The following is a 15,979-nucleotide window of genomic DNA, read 5'->3' as shown; positions in this document are numbered from 1 at the left end:
GTGCGGTACGGGCCCGCGCCCCTCTCAAGCCCCAGGAAGGCCCCACGTGACCACCGAAGCCCCGTTCGTCCCCAGCCTGCTCGCCGTCGTCCTCGGCCCCGACTCGACCGCCCCCACCGCGCACCACATCGAGTGCCCCATGTACGACTACTACCTGCCCGGCGACTGGAGCGGCAGCGTCACCGACCTCAGCCACCTGACGATGCGGTGGAGTAACACGATCCTCCACCCATGCCTGTCCAAAGCCGCCCGCGCCTACGACATCCCCGCCGGACTCCAGCACGACGACGTGCGCGGCCAGTGGACCCGCACCGAGGTCCTCATCGGGTACGTGCTCGACACCGACGCCAACACCAACGAGCCGATCGCCTCAACCGTGGCACGCGTCCGCCGCCTGGTGGGCATCCTCACGAGCGCCCCGTTCGACCGGTTCACGGCCGCCCGCCTGGAGACGACCGTGCACCGACTCGCCGAGCAGATCGGCCACGGCGACGTGAACGCCTCCTACGTGATCGCCACCCTCCGGGACCGGCCCGAAGCCGCCACCTGGTAGCCCCCTCGGCGGGCCCGAGCGACGCGGGCCCGCCCCAGCCCTCGGCCGCCGGGGGTTGTGCACGGCCCTGAACGCCCCTCTACGACCCGATTGGAGCCCACCATGGGCAACGTGATCAACACCCCCGCCAGCGCTGCCGAGATCATCGTTGGGACGCTGCTCGCCCTGCCCGGCAGCGTCATGCCGCCCGCCCTGGCCGATCCGCCGGCGACTGCCGTCGTGATCGAGCGGAACGGCGCCGCGTGCATCGCGGCCGCCGCCCTGGAGAGGGCGCCGTTCCTGACGCTGCGCTGGGACGCCGACGCCGGGCAGATCGCCGACGTGGCAGCGTGGCCGGACCTGCACGAGGCGCGTCTCGCCGCCGACTCGCTGCGCGTCCTGATCAACCAGCGGGAGCGCGGCCTGATGCTGCTCCAGCCGCACGTGTACTGCCGCATCGTCGGCGCGGACACGTCGCGATGGCGGGTGATCGGCCCGAGCTGGGGCGGCACCGTTGAGGAGACCGGCCGCGAGGGACGCGTACGCGTGTACGCCGACCACACCCGCCGGTCGGTCGGCACCTCGGCCAGTCTCCGCGCGGGGGCCCGCAGGCTGGCCAGGCTCAACGGCATGTCGGACGCCCGCCTGGTGTAGAACCTGCGGATCTTGGGGCTTGATCAGCTTGCCAATTATATAAACAACCCATATGCTTTTACTTGTTAGTCTATGAGCGGTCATCGGCTCGCAGGAACCAACCAGCCCCAGGAGGCCCACACCATGACCACCCTCGCCAGGATCACCTCCCGCTACATGACCGGCCACGAGTACAAGGCCCTCGCCGAGGCGATCCCGGCCGTCCCCGCCCGCTACGGCCAGATGGCCGAACTGATCGGCCGCGCCGCCGACGCCTACCACGAGGCCGCCACCCTCGCCGGGATCGACCCCAAGGGCCTGGAGGAGCGCAAGATCCTCCGCCGGTTCGCGGAGAGCTGGCTCAACCAGATCGACGACCCGTACATCATGACCATCGCGATCGGCGCGGACTTCCCCGCCCACCTCGCGACCGTAGTGTCCGTCAAAGCCCTGCGCGGCTGGCTCACCAAGTGCGCCTACGGCAGCGGCCCCCGCCTCGACTTCGGCGGCATCATAGCCAGGGCTCAAGAGCGATACAACAGCGCGTTCCCCGACCTGGTGGCGTGCGAGCAGTGCGACGAGATCGGCGACCACACCGCGTCGTGCACCATCGAACTCAGCATCGGCGACGACGTTGACGCCGCCATGGCCGAGGTCGTGCACGAGGAGGACCTGCCCGGCTCGTGGCAGTTCGCCCCCGTGCACGTCATCCGCACCCTCGCCGCCAACCGCGCCCGCATGGTCGGCCTGACCCGGATCGCCGTCGAGGCCAAGGTGCCCGCCGCCGTCCCGCCGCGCGTGGAGGAATTCCTCGCGCTGCTCACCCCCTGACCCACCCCGGCCCGCCCCGCACAGGGGCGGGCCCCCTTCCTCTCGTCCACCACGCCCGGAAAGGCGCACCCACCTTGACCACCACCAACGAGCCGACCCTGCACGTGTTCGGCATCGACGTCACCATCTCCGGCTACGCCCTCATCAAGGCCGCCACCGTAGAAGAGGCCCGCGCGCAGGCCACCGAAATCCAGAGCGTGGACATCGACCACAAGCAGGGCCACGTGACCATCGCGGGGATTTCCATCGTCAGCGCCGACGAGCTGGTGGAGATCGATGGCTGCGCCATTGACGAGATCGAGGCCGAGCAGCAGGCCGACAACTGCCGCGAGCCCGCCGAGCGCACCTACTGCGACAACGAATGCGGCGAGGCCACCACCAACACGCGCCGGAACTGCGAGCACTGCGACACGGCCACCGACTGCTGCGACCAGTGCGACGCCTGCAAGAAGTGCGGCAACCCCTCCCGATAGCCCACCGGCCCGCCCCGCACAGGGGCGGGCCCATCCCAAGGACACCGCCTGTGAGCACCACCACCGACCAGTACACCGACGCCACCGTCATCGAGCAGGCCGCCGCGATCCTGTGGCTGCACTACGGCGACGACGACATCCTCACCGAACCGCAGAAGGCCGCCCTCGACAGCCTCGCGGCCCGCCTCACCACGCTCGCCCACGCCGAGGAGGACGAGGAGGAGATCGAGCCCGGCCACTTCGCCATCGCCGTCGCGTTCGACTACGAAGAGACCGCCACCCACCACGTGACGGCCCGCGTCGTGGTCCCCGAGACCATCGCCGACGACGTGTCCGAGGTGACCACCTTCCTCCGCGTGCACGAAGACGCCTGGTTCGAGCAGTTCGACCCCGACGTGCGCGACGTTGTGGACGACGAGACGCACCTCGACAACGTCCGCATCCTGAAGTTGGTGGAGTCGTGACCAAGGGCAAGCAGGTCATCATCGTCCAGGACCCGGCCACCGGCGAGTACGAGGTGTTCGGCCACGTCTTCACCGACAAGGGCCTGGAGGAGCTGGAGGCCGAGGCCGCGAAGCGCGGGCTCACCGTCGTCGGGCGGGCCCGGCTCACCTCCAAGGCCGAACTCGCCGCCCGCCCCTACTGACCAGACAGCACAGATGGGCGCCACCCGGACCGGAGTGGCGCCCTGTATCTACTGGTCAAAGAATCGCTACCGAGCGTAGGCAAGAGATCGGTTTGGGGATTTTTTTATTTGGGGCCGAGGCCACAGCGGCACACGCTACAGCGGCCACGCCGAACAGGACTTGATGCCACGCAGGCGGCTCGGCGAAGTTAGAACCGATGCTGAACAGCATCGTCGCGCCGGACAAGAGCACCAGCACGCGGGGGCCGCGCCCCGGATCGCTGTCGCGTTGGCGTCGTGCCCGCCCTCCCACACGACCAAAGTAACGTCCCGCCTACCCCAACCGTCGCGTTTCCCCCAGATCGAACACGACTACCGCTCGCACCCGTACCCCGCCGGCACCTCCTCGGCTGAGTCGTCCTCCGTCTCCCCGGCGGAGTAGGTCATGACCAACTCCCCGCACTCGACCCCGGTCAACTCGACATCCTCGGTGCCACGCCTCATGCCTCGACCTCCCTGCCGCGAGCGTACGACCAGGGCCGCGCGACGTTAAGCCCCCTAATCAGCGCGCTGGGAAGCCCACAGCGGCTCTGCCGGTCTGAAAGACGGCGAAGGATTTTTTGAGAGGCGTACGGAGCCCAGGCAAGGTGTTACACCTCCTGACCTGCGGTGAGCGCATACGCTCACCGCCGCTTTTTTTAAAAGGTTCCTCGGCTGCTCCAAGAGCCGCTGCTCCGGCGACCGCCAGCACGCCGAACACCACCTGTGAGATCGTCGGTTGTTCGCTGAAGTTGGCAGCCACCCCGGCGAACATGGTGCTCGCCGACAGCACGACGAGCGTGCCCCGGCTCGGTCGTCTCTGGGGGCCTCGTCGCCTCGCCCGCCCTCCCATGCAGCCAACCTAACCGCCACCAACAGCCGACACGACGTTAACGCCGAAACCCGGCATCCTCCCCGGCGACCTACCACCGACCCGCCGGGGGAGCGATGAAGAAGATTCAGGCCCGCTACTACCACAACGGCCGCGTCCGGCCCGTCCGGCTGATCGTCATGCACTCCATGGAGGCCCCGGAGAAGCCGACCACGGCCGAGAACGTCGCCAACTGGTTCGCCACCAGCAGCCCGAAGACCTCGGCACACGTGTGCGTGGACAACAACAGCACCGTCCGGTGCGTGGACGACGGCGACACCGCATGGGCGGCGCCGAACGCCAACGCGGACGGCCTGCACATCGAGCTGACCGGCTACGCCCGGCAGACCCGAGCCCAGTGGCTGGACGCGTTCAGCCTCGCCACCCTTAAGAACGCCGCCAAGGTCGCCGCGGCCTGGGTGAAGAAGTACAACATCCCCATCCGCCACCTGACCCCCGCTCAGGTGCGGGCCGGGCAGAAGGGATTCTGCGCCCACGTCGACGTCACCAAGGCGTACCCCGGCACCGGCTCCCACACCGACCCCGGCAAGGGCTTCCCATGGGACCGGTTCCTCGCGCTCGTGCGAGCCGAGGTGGACGGCAAGCCCGCCAAACCCGTCACCTGGTCGCGGACCCTCGTCTACACCAAGGGCAAGGCGTACATGAAGGGCGCCGACGTCGAAACCTGGCAGGCCCTCCTCGATGAGCTGGGCTACGACGTCGACGTGGACGGCCTGTACGGTCCCGGCTCCACCACGGCGACCAAGAAGTTCCAGACCAAGGCCAAGCTGCTCGTTACCGGCACCGTGGACAAGACCACGTGGCAGGCCGGCCAGAAGGCGGCGAGCAAGTGAACTTTGCTGACGCTCTTAACGCCCTGAAAGCCGGTCACAGGCTCACTCGCGCCGGCTGGAACGGCAAGGGCATGTGGATCTTCCACGTGCCCGGCTCCACCATCACCGTCGACGCGCACCGCCCGCTCGGTCAGGCCGCGCCCGAGCTCGTCGGCCAGACCATCGATTACCGGCCCCACCTCGACATGTTCACCGCGGATGGCCAGATCGTCCCGTGGGTGGCATCTCAGTCGGACATGGACGCCGACGACTGGGAGATCGTGGGCGGCCCGGCATGCGGGCCTGACGTGCCGCTGGCGGCCGCCCTGGGGGACGGCCGCCAGCGCTAGACGGCGGGGCTTCCTGAAGTCAGAACTTGAAGAGCTTCAGGATGGGGCCGAGGACCGCAGGGTCGGCACCCAGCTTGGCCAGCTCAACGGCGGCCCAGAGCGCGACGATCCCGAAGGCGCACTTCGCGAGTATTCCGAGGGCCTTGGGAGAGATCCGGAACCCCTCGTCGGGCGGCGGGGGAGCCGGCGTCGTGGCGTCCGTCAGCGTCTTGAGCGGGATGGCCGCGATGACCCACGCTTGGTCATCGCGTCGGTCCGGGGGTGGACCAGGGGGCGTTCTATCGAACACCTGAACTCCTAACCAGTAGGTGCTACCTGACTGGCCGGACTCCAAGAAGCCCAGGTCACGGGGCGTCCGTGTTGCGCCTGGACCAGGGCGCCGCGTACTCTAAACGTGCAACCATTTAGCATGTACTAAGCGCCCGGGGCCTCTTGGAGGTCCGGCCTTACGACTAGGCCCCAGCCTTGCCGGGCTGGGGCTTTCGTCGTTGTAGCTAGTTTACCGGTACTCCTCGCGTTTTTTGTAGTAACCGCGTTGACCTGCGGAAACGCCCGGCGAGTGGGTGTGCTCGCTGTGGAAGTTCAGAAAAATGCCAGCCGGAAAAAGAACGTATTTCATATTTCCGCTTTTTCCGATTTGTACGATTTATAGCATTATGGCCAGCGTGGCCGCCGTGGCGGCGGCCACGGCCACGACGCCTACGAAACGCCTGGGCTGGCGTGTGGTCACGGATCTCGACGCGAGCCGCTCTCGATCTCCCGCCACCACCACGGGCCAACAGGCCGTGTCCGCCGTTACATGCCGCTGGCGGCCGCCCTGGATGGACGGCCGCTAGCGATAGACGACGGGATAGCGGCGGTTACCTGGGGATGAGCTTGCCGAACAGACCGAGCAACTCCGCAGGGTTGTAGCCGAGAGCGATGAGCGTGATCAGGCCGCCCACGATGAGCGCGGTCACGCCGATGGTCACCACCATCTTGGTGATGCTTTCCACCGCCTTGTCGGACACGATGACGCCGGTACTACTGCCCGTGGGGGTGTCGGCAGCGCTGTTGGGCGGCTGCTCGGCCTGCGCGGGCTCAGGAGGGTTCGGCGCCTTGTCAGGCGGCACGAGGTACGGCAATGATGCTCCACTACTAGGGGTTGTGCCGCCCTCGGGAAGGCTGCGCCGTCGTTGCGGCACCCCACGCGCGTGGATAGCCTGGAGTTGCAAAGTACAGGCGTGCAGCACGTCGGGTCTCCTTCCCGGGGGTCGGCATTGACTGTGACGAGGGGCTCGGCCGCGCCAACGGCCTGGGCCCCTTCGTCATGATCAACGCTAGAGCAGATCGTCTCCGAGGTTGTAATGACGAGTTCGGACGTCATCCGCTCCAACGCGAACGAGGCAACGCTACGGGCACACACCCGGGTCGAACCCAACAAATTGTTGGGGGTAGACACCGGCCCCCTTTCGGTGTACGGGTCTGCTCGGATACAGCCGCTCCAACGCCAACGAGGCCACGCTACGCGCGTGACCTCGTGTCAGAGAGGGACACAGTGTCCCGGTAGAAGCGGCCTTACCTTTCGGTAAGCGCCCCGCCTACAGCATCAGGGCCAGGGTCGCCGCCGTGGCGGCGGCTCCAGCGAAGGCGCCCGCGAGCGCCTGGGCGGGCGTGTGGTCGCGGATCTCCGCGCGGGCCCACCCGATCAGCGCGACCACCACGGCGCGGAGCTCAAAGCATGGCAGCCATGACGGCCCACGCCACCGCGGCACCCGCCGCCGTGCCGGCCAGCGTCTGGGCGAGGGTATGGTGCGAGATCCGGACACGGGCCCACCCGATCACCGCCACCAAGACGGTGCCCACCAGCAGCGTCGGCACCGGCGGCAGGAGGTAGGCGAGCATGACGACGACCCCCGCCGTAACCCCCGTGTGGAACGAGACCTTCCACACCAGCGTGATCCCGCCGAGGACCGCGATCCAGCCGAGCATCACCACCACCATCGCAGTCAACGCCACCGGGTCGCTGTCGGCCGCCAACAGCACCGCCAGCGTCACTACGACCGCCGCCAGCGCGGCCAGCATCGGCTTGAACCTGCTCGACCGGTCCACGATCTGCCGCGAATCCAGCCGGCCCCGCCGAACGCCCACCGCGATCACCGTTGCCGGGATGCCGCCGCACACCGCCGACACGGCCAGACCCCACGCGCCGCCCAGCCAGCCGCCCGCGAGGAGTCCGACCACCGGCGGCATGGACAGCATCAGGTACTGCGGGGCGAACACCTCCGTGACCGCCCACGCCGCCCGTGTCAGACCGGTCCGAGGGACCTCTCCAGCCGCTTCCACGCCCACCACACGCTGACCAGCCATGTCGCCTCCTTCGGAATGTCCTCGCCCGCCGCAGCGGGGGCGCCCGCGCTGATGTCGCGAGCCTTGTCGCCCGTCTTGCGGGCGATCAGCGACTCTCGCAGCCGCAGCGCCGCGGTGTCGGCGTCCACGCGGCCGGTCGCGAACGTACCCTCGGGCAGGTACGCGGAGAGCTGCCGCATCGCATCCAGGCACTCCACCACCCGCCGGTGCAGCCGCACCCGCCACGGGCCGCCCTCGACGTTCAGCACCACCTCCGGCTGAGCCTGCACCAGCATCCGCCACAGGCCGCGCAGCCGTGTATACAGCCACCAGGCGCGGCCGGAAGCGCGGCCGCGGTGGATGGCCTGCCAGCCCATACCGATCACCAAGAGGAGGATGCTCGGCATCAGCAGGAAGGTGCGGTCCACATCCAGGTCGTAGGGGATCAGGCCCGCGATGCCCGCGAGCGCGTAGACAGGGGACACAGCGCACCAGATCGCGCCGAGCGCGAATACGCCCAACTGGGTGCGCAGCACCCCTGTCACCTGGATGAGTACCGCGATGCACGTCGTGGCCAGCGCGAGCGTCACGAACGCGACGTACAGGTACCACAGCAGGAAGTGCGCCCACCCCGCCCACACCCCCGGGTTGGACAGCGTGAACCGGGCGGGATCCGCGAAGAACACGTCCGTCTCCGCCCATCGGTACGCGCCGGCGAAGTGGGTGACGATCAGCAGGCAGATGACCGTCACCGTGGCGGTGATGTGGGTCCAGCCCCGCCGGCCCGCCACAGCGGACATGTAGAGGGCGACGCCCACCGCGCCGAGCATCGCCGTGCAGCGCTTCAGCAGCGATGGCAGCGCCATCTCAGGTACGTCGATGAACTGGGCGATCTCTGGGCGGGCCAGGGTGAACCCGACTGCCATGCCGGTGAACATGACCAGTAGGCCCCAGTCCTGCCGGGTAGAGCGCTGCCGGAACCGGACGGTCACGGCCGCCCATAAAGCGGCCGTCGCGAGCCAGCCTGCCATCACAGGCCGTCCATCGCCTGCCGGATCCGGCCGATCCGGCCGATTCCGGGCTCATCGGGTTCCACGCCGGCGACCGCGTAGGTGCCGTACAGCTCAGCCATCCGTTCCTCTTCTTCGTCGTATTTCGTCCGTAGCCGGTACATGGCGAGCCGCTCGGGGTCGAGGTCCGGTAGTAGCCGCGCCAGGTCGTTGCGGTCTTCATCATGCAGGCCGTGCCCGAGGTTCCGGCCGGGCTTGGCCATCAGCATGTGCCCGACCTCGTGGCCGATGATCTGCCAGCGTTGAGCGCCGACTGCGCCGCGCGGCACGTGGATGTGGTCGACGCCTCCGTTGAGTCGCCACATGCCGCACACGTCCAGGGGGAGGTCTTCCTCGTGCAGACGGAGGGGGCGGCCGCGGTACGCCTCGACGCGGGCCAGGTATGTGGCCTCGTTGAAGGGGCGTGGAGGGCGTACGGCGTCCAAGGCGGTCCGCACTGGGCTGGGGAGGCGGAAACGGGCGAGCATGATTAGGGGGACCTTTCCGACATGGTTCGGAAAGTTTACAAAGATCAAGGAACTTCTCTGTCCGCGGGGAGCCCTTCCTCGGCCCGTGTCTTCTCGATCAGCCGTGCGATCTTCCTTCGCCCTTCCGACGACAGTTCGGCCGACCGCAGCGCGAGATCCTGCGTGCCGCTCGTGAGGATCGCCTGCAGCAGGTCCAACTGCGAATCGACCCGTTCCACGAGGGCCGCATGCTGGGCGCTGGCGCTGGCGGTCAGGTACTCGCCGGGCACGCCGAAGAACCGTGCGATGGCGGCGGCCTGGGCGACTGTCAGTAGGTGCTCCTCGCCGGTGCGCAGCTCGGCAAGCTGAGCCTCCGTGATGGGGCTGCCGGTGGCGGTGATCGCTTCGGCGGCCCTGTCGAGCGGATACGGTTTGCGGTTCACGGGATCGACGACCACGTCGAAGAGGCGGTTCAGCCGTTGTGTGAGCAGGAGCAGCTGCGGTTCGCTCGTGGCGGTGTGTTCGGCGTTATCGCCGCTGGTGCTGAGGTACTCGACTGGTACGCCGTAGAAGCGCGCGACGCCGAGGGCTTTGTCGAGGCTGAGCTTGGTTCGCTCCCCGCCTTCGAGCATGGCCAGATAGGCGCCCGTGATGGGTGTTCCGGCTGCTGTGATCGCGGCAGCGGCCTCGCGTTGGGAATAGGGCTCCCCGGTTGCGGGGTTGACCGACTCTTCGCGAAGACGCTTCAGCCGCGACTTAAGCGGCATCCTTGATCTCCGATCACGCGCTAACAGTAGTTGACATATGGGGACATTAGCCGGAACCATACACGAGCCACGCCCGCTCACAACTGTTAGCGGGTGGAAATGTGGAGTTCAGACAGTCGCCGATTCGGGAGAGCCACGTTGACCCATGAGCTGGACCGCGATGGCCGCGAGCTCTTCCTGCGTCTGTCGGCGGACCTGTACGAGCAGGCGACACAGGACATCCGCGGGGAGGGGCCGCGAAACGAGGGACTCGCGTTCTGGCAGGCCATCCGAGAGGCGATGGACGCCGAGGCCGAGCAGCACAAGCGCCGCATGACCGTGTATCGCATGCTGGAGGACCTGGCCGTCTACCGGATGGCCAAGGTGCAGGGCATGCCGTACGAACGCATCGGCCACCGCGCCGGCCAGCGCTCCCGCACCTGGGCGTTCCAGCACACCATGCCGCAGGACCTGGTCGACGACCTGATCGACATGTACGCCGAGGCCGAGGCCGCCGAGCGCGACGCGTTCATCAACGCCCGGGCCGAACCCGTCACCCCGCCGCCCAGCGACCGCAGCGTCATCCCTATCACCGCCCACGCCAAGAGGCCCGTGCCCCCGCACGAGTCGGCCCGCCGGAGCCTCCTCTACCGGCAGCTTCGCCGCTTCCTCGGCGGTGCGGCCGCCATCGCGGGCCCGGCCTACCTGGCGGTCAAGTCCACAGCCGAGAGCTACACCAGCACTGTGCAGACAGCGCTCATGAGCAACGGGGCGCTCACCCCCATGCCCGGCCTGGACCCGCTGAGTGCGGGCGGCCTGTCCAGCATGCTGTCCGCGTCCGGCGCGTCGGGCGCGGCCACGCAAGCCTCGGGCCCGGTCACCACGGTCGTCGGCAAGGTGATGGCGAGCGCGGTCATCGGCGTCCAGGCCACCGCCGGAGTATCGGCCCCGGCCGCCGTCGCCCTCACCGCCGCGGCGGGCACGCCCGTCGTACTCGCCGCCGAGGAGGCCGCCAAGCCGATCGCCGTGGCGCTCGGCATCCGCCAGCCCGACCCGACGCCGGTCCCCGACCCGGTGCCCGACATGCTCGCGGCGTTGCCCGCCTTGCTGATGCCCACGGGGGAGGAGGCGCCTCCTTACCTGGATACGCAGGTGCCGACCGTGGATGAGACGGAGCCGCCGCACACTGGCACGCCGACGCCCGAGCCCACGTCGTCGGCGGCGCATCCGCCGGCGACCATACGGGCCGCCGCGCCGACGATGGCCGCCGCCGTTCCGACCACCCCGGCGGCCACGCGAACCGCCACGCCCACGGCGACGGCCACGCAGAACCGTAGGCAGTCCGCCGCCGTGGCGCAGCCGACCCGCACGTCGGATGTGCCCACCGTCGTGCGGACCAGCACGCCAACAGCCGCACCGTCACCATCGCCCACGACAGCCGCGCCCACGCCCCTGCCGACGAGGTCGCCCACGATCCCGGAGCCGGGCCCCACGGCATCGCTCACGCCGACCAAGCAGCCGACGACGCCGGAGCCGCCGCCATCGAGCTCCCCGACCGAGCAGCCGCCCACGTCGGGCCCGACGAAGGAGCCGACGCCCGCACCCGCGCCTACGAAGACGATAGGCCCGGAGCCTACGACCGCGCCATCCAGCCCCGGCGACGAGCAGCCCCAGTATGGGAGCGTTCCAGTCGAGGAACTGCTTCCGGCAATCCTTCCCGCGGGGGCGGGAGGATCTGCCTCGGCGGTGGCGCTGCGGCCGGTGCCGGGCTGGTGGTACTAGCAGGTCAATCCCCTGAACGGCTTGCCCCCGCCCTGAACGGGAGCTGGTGCGGCAGCCCTGTTCTCCCTCGCCAGGGAGGGCGGGGGCAAGCATCTACTGATCGTCGCGTTCGAGGAGCGTCGGCACGTTGCTGTAGTCGACGCCGTCGAGCTTGGTCAGCATCGTGAAGTTCACCCACCGGTGGTCCATGCTGGGTGGGCCGTTGGTCACGTCGGAGCCGAGGGGGATGGCGACCTTGGCCCACCATTCCGAACGGTTGTTCGCCACGAGGTGAGCGCGGGCGAGGAGGAACCCCACCCGAGTGCGGGCGAGGAGCACCATGGGCGGCATGGTGAGCGCGCGGGGCTCCTCGGCGGCGGGTTGCTCCATGGGGTCGAGCGTAGTACGCCGGGCGGCGGGAGTCGTCTACCTGTTCGAGTCCGACATGCGCCGATCGGGGCAATAGTGGCCTGTGTCCGGTTCGCGTCTCGTGATCTTCGCTAAATGATCTCTCTGTAGCGCACGCTGGCGGGCGAACTCGGATCGCCGAATGGTAGAGGTTCACAGGAGCGGGGAGGGCCGCTCCTGGTCGCCCTCAGCGATTTCCGCTGCTCAGGTGTTGATGTGGAGGACCCAGATCGACACGTGATCCAGGTCCTCCGGGCCGTGCGTGTAGAGCGCGCGGAAGGTAGGGGTGATCAGCTCGTACGCGCCGGGGATCTCGGCATACGGTACGGCTTCGGGGGGGATGGGGTCGTCGCCCAGGTCCAGCAGCGCGTCAACGATCGACGCGCGCAGGGTCATCGGCGCCAGGCGCAGAGCGACCTTGACGTCGGGGGCGAATTGGACGGGGATCTTCACTTGGCGGCGTCACCCAGCCCAAGGTCGGCGTACGCCTGCTCACGCGATGTGTAGGTCGTCATTTCGAGCTCACCTCGGGCGGCGGCATCGATCCTGGCGCGGAGGCCGGCGGCCTCGCGCTCCCGCTTGAGTCGTACATACTCCTCAAATTCCTCCTCTGAGATGAGCACAGCACGTTCCGTGGTGGAACGGCTGATCGTGGTGGGTCGGTGGCCATGGACTGCGCGGGCTACGAGGGTTCCGAGTTGGCTGCGGGCTTCGGAAATGCCCAGCGCGTCGTGCGTGGTGGTCATGCTGGTCTCTCCTGCCGGGCCGGCGTCGCTCTATTCCGGCTCATGGGTTGATGCTTGGTGGAATCTCTCTCCACCATACGGGAATCTGGACAGCCCGAACAGGAAGAGCAACATGTACACGTTGCTCAACAGGCTCGATTTTTATTAGCGGGAATGTCGATTCCCGCCGATAAAACCGCTATGATCTTGGGAGTGGCCAGTTCGGAAGCGGTTCCGGACTCACCGCGACATAAGCCCCAGGAAGTAGTAAAGGACTCAATCATGCGACTTCAGGATATCCGGCTCGTGGCGCTCGACGCCGACCGGGCGACACTCATCGCCTTCCTCGACGCCACCCCGCCGTGGAGCCTCGTCACCACCGGACGGGACCGCGTCGTCTATAGCTTCGACAGCAAGAGGACCCTGGCCTCCCTCGTTGACCTGCCTGCCGACGATGACCCGGCCTACGTCGAAGAGGACCGCGAGATGTGCGCTACGGCCGCCACCGAGATCAACGCCTTCCAGCTCGGGCTTCCCCTCGGCACCCCGCGCGAGGCCGTGCGCCGCCTGATCGAGATCATCAACCTGAGCAGCGACCGCGACCCGGACATGTGGTACGCCCGCCGATCCCTCGCCGACATCCACGCCGTGGCGACCGGGCGGGAGGCCACCCGATGAGCGTCATGAACCTTGGCGCGAACCTGGCCGTCGTCATCGCCAAGCCCGGTTACGACACCGTACGCATCGGCCCCATCCCCTTCCGGTACCAGGCCGAGCAGTGGATCTCCACGCTGGACATGGCGAAGGTCAGCACTGTTATGCCGGAGGGAACCACGTGGGAGATCGCCCCCCACGACTCGTCCCTCCCACACGACGACCCGGCCGACCTCCCGACCACGGTGAGTGCGCTGACCGAAACGCTGTTGCAGGACACCGACCTTTCCGACGCGGCCCACTTCCCGGACCTGTACCTTCGCCTGTGCGCGGTCCTCGGCGAGAACACAGCCCTCCATCGCTGGAGCGAAGCGTGCGTGAACGCTGACGCCGTGAGCCTCGCCGAGGAGGAGCAGGCCGAGCCGGAGCAGGCTGAGGGGAACCCGGTCAACCTCATCCGGCCCGACGCCAACCGGGACGAGGTGATAGCCCACCTCGACGCCAGCCCGCACTGGGAGCGCCACACCAGCCGCGCCTACGGCCCCGACTACCTCGCCTGGCAGGCAGACCGCGCCGTCGTAAACGACATCTACGGCCACCGCGCCATGAGCGTCATCGTGAACTTCCCCGCCTCGCATCTGGACCAGCACCTCGGCGGCGACTTCCTGATGGGCAGGCTCGCCGAGGCGACCAACACCATCAACGCCATTGCCCTCCGCTTGCCGGTGGAGACCCACTACGAGGTCATCGACCGCTTCGTGGCCATCTACCAGGCTGCCGAGCCCGGCAGCCCCATCGCCCTCATCGCATCCGGACAGGTGGAACCCGAATGAACACGACGATGACCGAGATCGCCGACCTGGCCACCGCGTCCGGACTGGCCGACGGCTACCCCATCGCGAACCTGGATGGCCTGACCTTCCACGTCTGGAAGCCCTTGGAGAAGAACGACCCGCCGATCACGACGATCGGCGACCTGAAGGACTGGACCGACGCCACGCTCGTCCAGATCTCGCAGTTTGGCCCGTCCCGCCTCGACAAGGTCAAGGCCGCCCTGATCGCCGCGAGCAACGGAGCAACCTCCTGATGGACACCAGCGACCGCCCCGTCTCGGACGGGGCGGCCCCCCTCTTCACCTGCATCATGCACGACCGGCCGTACCAGGGCGGCATCCGCCGGACATGGCTCCTGCAGGTGACGTTCCGGCTGGAGCTCCGGTGAGCGAGTACCTCCCCGAGGCAGTCACGGCGGGGGCGCTGCCCGCCGTGGCGGCCCCGCCCGACCGAGCGAAGAACCCGTACTGGGCGTACCTCGCCAGCCTCGACAGCGCCGAATCCCGCCGCGCCATGAAGGGCTGCCTCGACCGGATCGCCCGTCTGATGGCCGGCAAGGACCCCGCCGGCCTGAACGCCGAGGGAAAGTCGGATTTGGTCGCGCTCGCCATCACTGGCGAGTCGGTGCACTGGCATCTGCTGCGGCCCGAGCATACCCAGCACATCCGCGCCCTGATCTCCGCGGCGACCATCCGGAAGAAGGGCGCCGATAAGGACGCCGACCCGGAGCCGTGGTCAACTGCGTACCGGAACAAGCACATTGTGGCCCTGCGGCAGGTGCTCGACCGGGCGTGGCTGCTCGGCCTGATGACCGCTGACGAGCGCGACCGCGCCCAGCGCGTCGACCAGTTCGCGGGGACGCGCCTCCCCAAGGGGAAGCACCTGCCCGTCGAGCGCGTCGGCGCGCTGTTCGCCGCCTGTGACACCGACCTTGACCCCGACCCGGACGACGTCGAGGACGAGGCGCACCGCGAGCGGCTACGCCGTACGGCGCTGCGGGATGCGGCCCTGCTGGCAGCCCTATATTCGACCGGCGCCCGCCGCTCCGAGCTGGGCGGGGTGGCGCTGGCCGACTACGACCCGGCCGACCGGTCCCTGCACATCCGCCTCGGCAAGCGGAACAAGGAACGGCTCGTCTACCTCACGTCCAGCGCGATCGCCCGGATCGAGGCGTGGCTGACCGTGCGCGGCAACGACCCGGGCGGCCTGTTCGCGCCGTTCACCCCGCGAGGCGGCCACGTACGCCGCACCCGGGCGGGGACCGTGGCGCACATGAGCGGCCAGACGGTTGGGGACGTGATCGCCAACCGCGCCGAACAGGCCGGGCTCACCGAGGCGCCCGACGCGCACGACTTCCGGCGCACGTTCACCGGCGAACTCCTCGACGCCGGCGTGGACCTGGCCACCGCGCAAGCCCTGCTCGGGCACGCGTCCCCGGCAACGACGGCGCGGTACGACCGGCGGCCGGAGCGGGCCCGCCGCGCGGCCGTGGACAAGCTCGCCACCCCCGAGGCGATACCGTTGCCCGGAGCTGTGCGAAAACGAGACAGGTAGCCCGAATTCCCGGTCGCCATCGTGTGATGTGCATCACAATTAGGTGTTTAGCGTCGGCCTGAACGTCAGCCGCATGTCCCCGACCACGACCTATGCGCTCGACAGGTACAGGCATTACGTAGCGGCCGGTAAAACGGCGATGTCATATGACTTTTGGCGCGCACGGCGTGCGTGCGTGACCTAACGTTGTAGATAACTTCTTCACCCCGGCAGGTCGGCCGGCCTCTGCAGAGTCGACCGGCTAAAAGGGGCTGGCCGACGAATCGG

25 protein-coding genes are annotated in these 15,979 nt (G+C 68.5%); 14 read left to right on the top strand and 11 right to left on the bottom strand.

Going from position 1 to position 15,979, the window contains the following annotated elements; translation table 11 throughout:
- The first annotated feature begins 46 nt into the window (after window positions 1-46).
- The 6 genes from ACFOY2_RS46125 to ACFOY2_RS46100 all read left to right on the top strand — a co-directional run bounded on the left by ACFOY2_RS46125 (window position 47) and on the right by ACFOY2_RS46100 (window position 3,115).
- Window positions 47-553 carry a hypothetical protein gene (locus tag ACFOY2_RS46125; RefSeq protein WP_379534504.1) on the top strand — a complete coding sequence of 169 codons (507 nt, stop codon included), beginning with the start codon at window positions 47-49 and terminating at the stop codon, window positions 551-553.
- Window positions 554-655: 102 nt separating this feature from the next.
- Window positions 656-1,186 (top strand): hypothetical protein, encoded by a 531-nt coding sequence (locus tag ACFOY2_RS46120; protein WP_379534503.1) that lies wholly within the window; start codon window positions 656-658, stop codon window positions 1,184-1,186.
- Between the two features lie 123 nt (window positions 1,187-1,309).
- The gene (locus ACFOY2_RS46115) at window positions 1,310-1,996 is read left to right on the top strand and encodes a hypothetical protein (RefSeq protein WP_379534502.1); all 687 of its coding nucleotides are present in this window, start codon (window positions 1,310-1,312) and stop codon (window positions 1,994-1,996) included.
- A 74-nt stretch (window positions 1,997-2,070) separates the two neighbouring features.
- The gene (locus ACFOY2_RS46110; protein ID WP_379534501.1) at window positions 2,071-2,469 is read left to right on the top strand and encodes a hypothetical protein; all 399 of its coding nucleotides are present in this window, start codon (window positions 2,071-2,073) and stop codon (window positions 2,467-2,469) included.
- Between the two features lie 50 nt (window positions 2,470-2,519).
- Window positions 2,520-2,933 carry a hypothetical protein gene (locus ACFOY2_RS46105; RefSeq protein ID WP_379534500.1) on the top strand — a complete coding sequence of 138 codons (414 nt, stop codon included), beginning with the start codon at window positions 2,520-2,522 and terminating at the stop codon, window positions 2,931-2,933.
- Window positions 2,930-3,115, top strand: a complete 186-nt coding sequence (locus ACFOY2_RS46100; RefSeq protein WP_379534499.1) for a hypothetical protein — start codon at window positions 2,930-2,932, stop codon at window positions 3,113-3,115. Before ACFOY2_RS46105 ends, ACFOY2_RS46100 begins: the two co-directional genes overlap by 4 nt.
- Window positions 3,116-3,466: 351 nt before the next feature.
- On the opposite strand, the gene ACFOY2_RS46095 is transcribed toward ACFOY2_RS46100, so the two are convergent.
- Complete coding sequence (locus ACFOY2_RS46095) at window positions 3,467-3,598, bottom strand: hypothetical protein (RefSeq protein ID WP_379534498.1); 132 nt, start codon at window positions 3,596-3,598, stop codon at window positions 3,467-3,469.
- A 483-nt stretch (window positions 3,599-4,081) separates the two neighbouring features.
- Here ACFOY2_RS46095 and ACFOY2_RS46090 point away from each other — a divergent pair, with 483 nt between their 5' ends.
- Both ACFOY2_RS46090 and ACFOY2_RS46085 read left to right on the top strand, forming a co-directional pair.
- On the top strand, window positions 4,082-4,858 hold the full coding sequence (locus ACFOY2_RS46090; RefSeq protein WP_379534497.1) for a peptidoglycan recognition protein family protein: 777 nt from the start codon (window positions 4,082-4,084) through the stop codon (window positions 4,856-4,858).
- Window positions 4,855-5,187: a DUF2829 domain-containing protein gene (locus tag ACFOY2_RS46085; RefSeq protein ID WP_379534496.1), complete on the top strand. Its 333-nt coding sequence runs from the start codon at window positions 4,855-4,857 to the stop codon at window positions 5,185-5,187. The genes ACFOY2_RS46090 and ACFOY2_RS46085 overlap by 4 nt, the downstream gene beginning before the upstream one ends.
- Before the next feature lie 19 nt (window positions 5,188-5,206).
- Here the strand turns inward: ACFOY2_RS46085 and ACFOY2_RS46080 are convergent, their stop codons facing one another.
- From ACFOY2_RS46080 to ACFOY2_RS46050, 7 genes are all read right to left on the bottom strand, one after another.
- The gene (locus ACFOY2_RS46080) at window positions 5,207-5,476 is read right to left on the bottom strand and encodes a hypothetical protein (protein ID WP_379534495.1); all 270 of its coding nucleotides are present in this window, start codon (window positions 5,474-5,476) and stop codon (window positions 5,207-5,209) included.
- A gap of 571 nt (window positions 5,477-6,047) precedes the next feature.
- Complete coding sequence (locus ACFOY2_RS46075) at window positions 6,048-6,311, bottom strand: hypothetical protein (protein WP_379534494.1); 264 nt, start codon at window positions 6,309-6,311, stop codon at window positions 6,048-6,050.
- A 456-nt stretch (window positions 6,312-6,767) separates the two neighbouring features.
- On the bottom strand, window positions 6,768-6,890 hold the full coding sequence (locus tag ACFOY2_RS46070) for a hypothetical protein (RefSeq protein ID WP_379534493.1): 123 nt from the start codon (window positions 6,888-6,890) through the stop codon (window positions 6,768-6,770).
- Window positions 6,891-6,900: 10 nt separating this feature from the next.
- Window positions 6,901-7,536: a hypothetical protein gene (locus tag ACFOY2_RS46065; RefSeq protein ID WP_379534492.1), complete on the bottom strand. Its 636-nt coding sequence runs from the start codon at window positions 7,534-7,536 to the stop codon at window positions 6,901-6,903.
- Window positions 7,476-8,546: an MAB_1171c family putative transporter gene (locus ACFOY2_RS46060; protein WP_379534491.1), complete on the bottom strand. Its 1,071-nt coding sequence runs from the start codon at window positions 8,544-8,546 to the stop codon at window positions 7,476-7,478. Before ACFOY2_RS46060 ends, ACFOY2_RS46065 begins: the two co-directional genes overlap by 61 nt.
- Window positions 8,546-9,052 (bottom strand): hypothetical protein, encoded by a 507-nt coding sequence (locus tag ACFOY2_RS46055; protein WP_379534490.1) that lies wholly within the window; start codon window positions 9,050-9,052, stop codon window positions 8,546-8,548. The genes ACFOY2_RS46060 and ACFOY2_RS46055 overlap by 1 nt, the downstream gene beginning before the upstream one ends.
- A 44-nt stretch (window positions 9,053-9,096) precedes the next feature.
- A complete protein-coding gene (locus ACFOY2_RS46050; RefSeq protein WP_379534489.1) occupies window positions 9,097-9,798 on the bottom strand; it encodes a hypothetical protein in 702 nt (233 codons plus the stop codon).
- Between the two features lie 138 nt (window positions 9,799-9,936).
- Between ACFOY2_RS46050 and ACFOY2_RS46045 the strand changes: the two genes are divergently transcribed.
- The gene (locus ACFOY2_RS46045; RefSeq protein WP_379534488.1) at window positions 9,937-11,559 is read left to right on the top strand and encodes a hypothetical protein; all 1,623 of its coding nucleotides are present in this window, start codon (window positions 9,937-9,939) and stop codon (window positions 11,557-11,559) included.
- Window positions 11,560-11,652: 93 nt separating this feature from the next.
- Here ACFOY2_RS46045 and ACFOY2_RS46040 read toward each other — a convergent pair whose 3' ends face one another.
- The 3 genes from ACFOY2_RS46040 to ACFOY2_RS46030 all read right to left on the bottom strand — a co-directional run bounded on the left by ACFOY2_RS46040 (window position 11,653) and on the right by ACFOY2_RS46030 (window position 12,692).
- Window positions 11,653-11,928: a hypothetical protein gene (locus ACFOY2_RS46040; RefSeq protein ID WP_379534487.1), complete on the bottom strand. Its 276-nt coding sequence runs from the start codon at window positions 11,926-11,928 to the stop codon at window positions 11,653-11,655.
- 222 nt (window positions 11,929-12,150) lie between these two features.
- Window positions 12,151-12,399: a hypothetical protein gene (locus ACFOY2_RS46035; protein ID WP_379534486.1), complete on the bottom strand. Its 249-nt coding sequence runs from the start codon at window positions 12,397-12,399 to the stop codon at window positions 12,151-12,153.
- Entirely contained in the window at window positions 12,396-12,692 is a 297-nt protein-coding gene (locus ACFOY2_RS46030; RefSeq protein WP_379534485.1) for a type II toxin-antitoxin system Phd/YefM family antitoxin, read from the bottom strand. Before ACFOY2_RS46030 ends, ACFOY2_RS46035 begins: the two co-directional genes overlap by 4 nt.
- A 261-nt stretch (window positions 12,693-12,953) precedes the next feature.
- Between ACFOY2_RS46030 and ACFOY2_RS46025 the strand changes: the two genes are divergently transcribed.
- Genes ACFOY2_RS46025 through ACFOY2_RS46005 form a run of 5 tightly spaced genes read left to right on the top strand, consistent with a single transcriptional unit; the run spans window position 12,954 to window position 15,712 of the window.
- Window positions 12,954-13,349 (top strand): hypothetical protein, encoded by a 396-nt coding sequence (locus ACFOY2_RS46025; RefSeq protein WP_379534484.1) that lies wholly within the window; start codon window positions 12,954-12,956, stop codon window positions 13,347-13,349.
- Complete coding sequence (locus ACFOY2_RS46020; protein WP_379534483.1) at window positions 13,346-14,158, top strand: hypothetical protein; 813 nt, start codon at window positions 13,346-13,348, stop codon at window positions 14,156-14,158. Before ACFOY2_RS46025 ends, ACFOY2_RS46020 begins: the two co-directional genes overlap by 4 nt.
- A complete protein-coding gene (locus ACFOY2_RS46015) occupies window positions 14,155-14,412 on the top strand; it encodes a hypothetical protein (protein ID WP_379534482.1) in 258 nt (85 codons plus the stop codon). The genes ACFOY2_RS46020 and ACFOY2_RS46015 overlap by 4 nt, the downstream gene beginning before the upstream one ends.
- Window positions 14,412-14,546 carry a hypothetical protein gene (locus tag ACFOY2_RS46010; protein WP_379534481.1) on the top strand — a complete coding sequence of 45 codons (135 nt, stop codon included), beginning with the start codon at window positions 14,412-14,414 and terminating at the stop codon, window positions 14,544-14,546. Before ACFOY2_RS46015 ends, ACFOY2_RS46010 begins: the two co-directional genes overlap by 1 nt.
- Window positions 14,543-15,712 carry a tyrosine-type recombinase/integrase gene (locus ACFOY2_RS46005; protein ID WP_379534480.1) on the top strand — a complete coding sequence of 390 codons (1,170 nt, stop codon included), beginning with the start codon at window positions 14,543-14,545 and terminating at the stop codon, window positions 15,710-15,712. Before ACFOY2_RS46010 ends, ACFOY2_RS46005 begins: the two co-directional genes overlap by 4 nt.
- Window positions 15,713-15,979 lie beyond the last annotated feature (267 nt).

The sequence above is a fragment of the Nonomuraea purpurea genome (assembly GCF_042650645.1).
Taxonomy (GTDB): domain Bacteria; phylum Actinomycetota; class Actinomycetes; order Streptosporangiales; family Streptosporangiaceae; genus Nonomuraea; species Nonomuraea purpurea.
Note: the sequence above shows the minus strand (reverse complement) of the source record. Positions and strands in the feature narration are given on the sequence as shown.

Coding starts and splice junctions, on each gene's coding strand:
- ACFOY2_RS46120 (WP_379534503.1), top strand. CDS start 656: ATGGGCAACGTGATCAACACCCCCGCCAGCGCTGCCGAGATCATCGTT.
- ACFOY2_RS46115 (WP_379534502.1), top strand. CDS start 1,310: ATGACCACCCTCGCCAGGATCACCTCCCGCTACATGACCGGCCACGAG.
- ACFOY2_RS46095 (WP_379534498.1), bottom strand. CDS start 3,598: ATGAGGCGTGGCACCGAGGATGTCGAGTTGACCGGGGTCGAGTGCGGG.
- ACFOY2_RS46090 (WP_379534497.1), top strand. CDS start 4,082: ATGAAGAAGATTCAGGCCCGCTACTACCACAACGGCCGCGTCCGGCCC.
- ACFOY2_RS46065 (WP_379534492.1), bottom strand. CDS start 7,536: ATGGCTGGTCAGCGTGTGGTGGGCGTGGAAGCGGCTGGAGAGGTCCCT.
- ACFOY2_RS46060 (WP_379534491.1), bottom strand. CDS start 8,546: ATGGCAGGCTGGCTCGCGACGGCCGCTTTATGGGCGGCCGTGACCGTC.
- ACFOY2_RS46055 (WP_379534490.1), bottom strand. CDS start 9,052: ATGCTCGCCCGTTTCCGCCTCCCCAGCCCAGTGCGGACCGCCTTGGAC.
- ACFOY2_RS46050 (WP_379534489.1), bottom strand. CDS start 9,798: ATGCCGCTTAAGTCGCGGCTGAAGCGTCTTCGCGAAGAGTCGGTCAAC.
- ACFOY2_RS46040 (WP_379534487.1), bottom strand. CDS start 11,928: ATGGAGCAACCCGCCGCCGAGGAGCCCCGCGCGCTCACCATGCCGCCC.
- ACFOY2_RS46030 (WP_379534485.1), bottom strand. CDS start 12,692: ATGACCACCACGCACGACGCGCTGGGCATTTCCGAAGCCCGCAGCCAA.
- ACFOY2_RS46025 (WP_379534484.1), top strand. CDS start 12,954: ATGCGACTTCAGGATATCCGGCTCGTGGCGCTCGACGCCGACCGGGCG.
- ACFOY2_RS46020 (WP_379534483.1), top strand. CDS start 13,346: ATGAGCGTCATGAACCTTGGCGCGAACCTGGCCGTCGTCATCGCCAAG.
- ACFOY2_RS46015 (WP_379534482.1), top strand. CDS start 14,155: ATGAACACGACGATGACCGAGATCGCCGACCTGGCCACCGCGTCCGGA.
- ACFOY2_RS46010 (WP_379534481.1), top strand. CDS start 14,412: ATGGACACCAGCGACCGCCCCGTCTCGGACGGGGCGGCCCCCCTCTTC.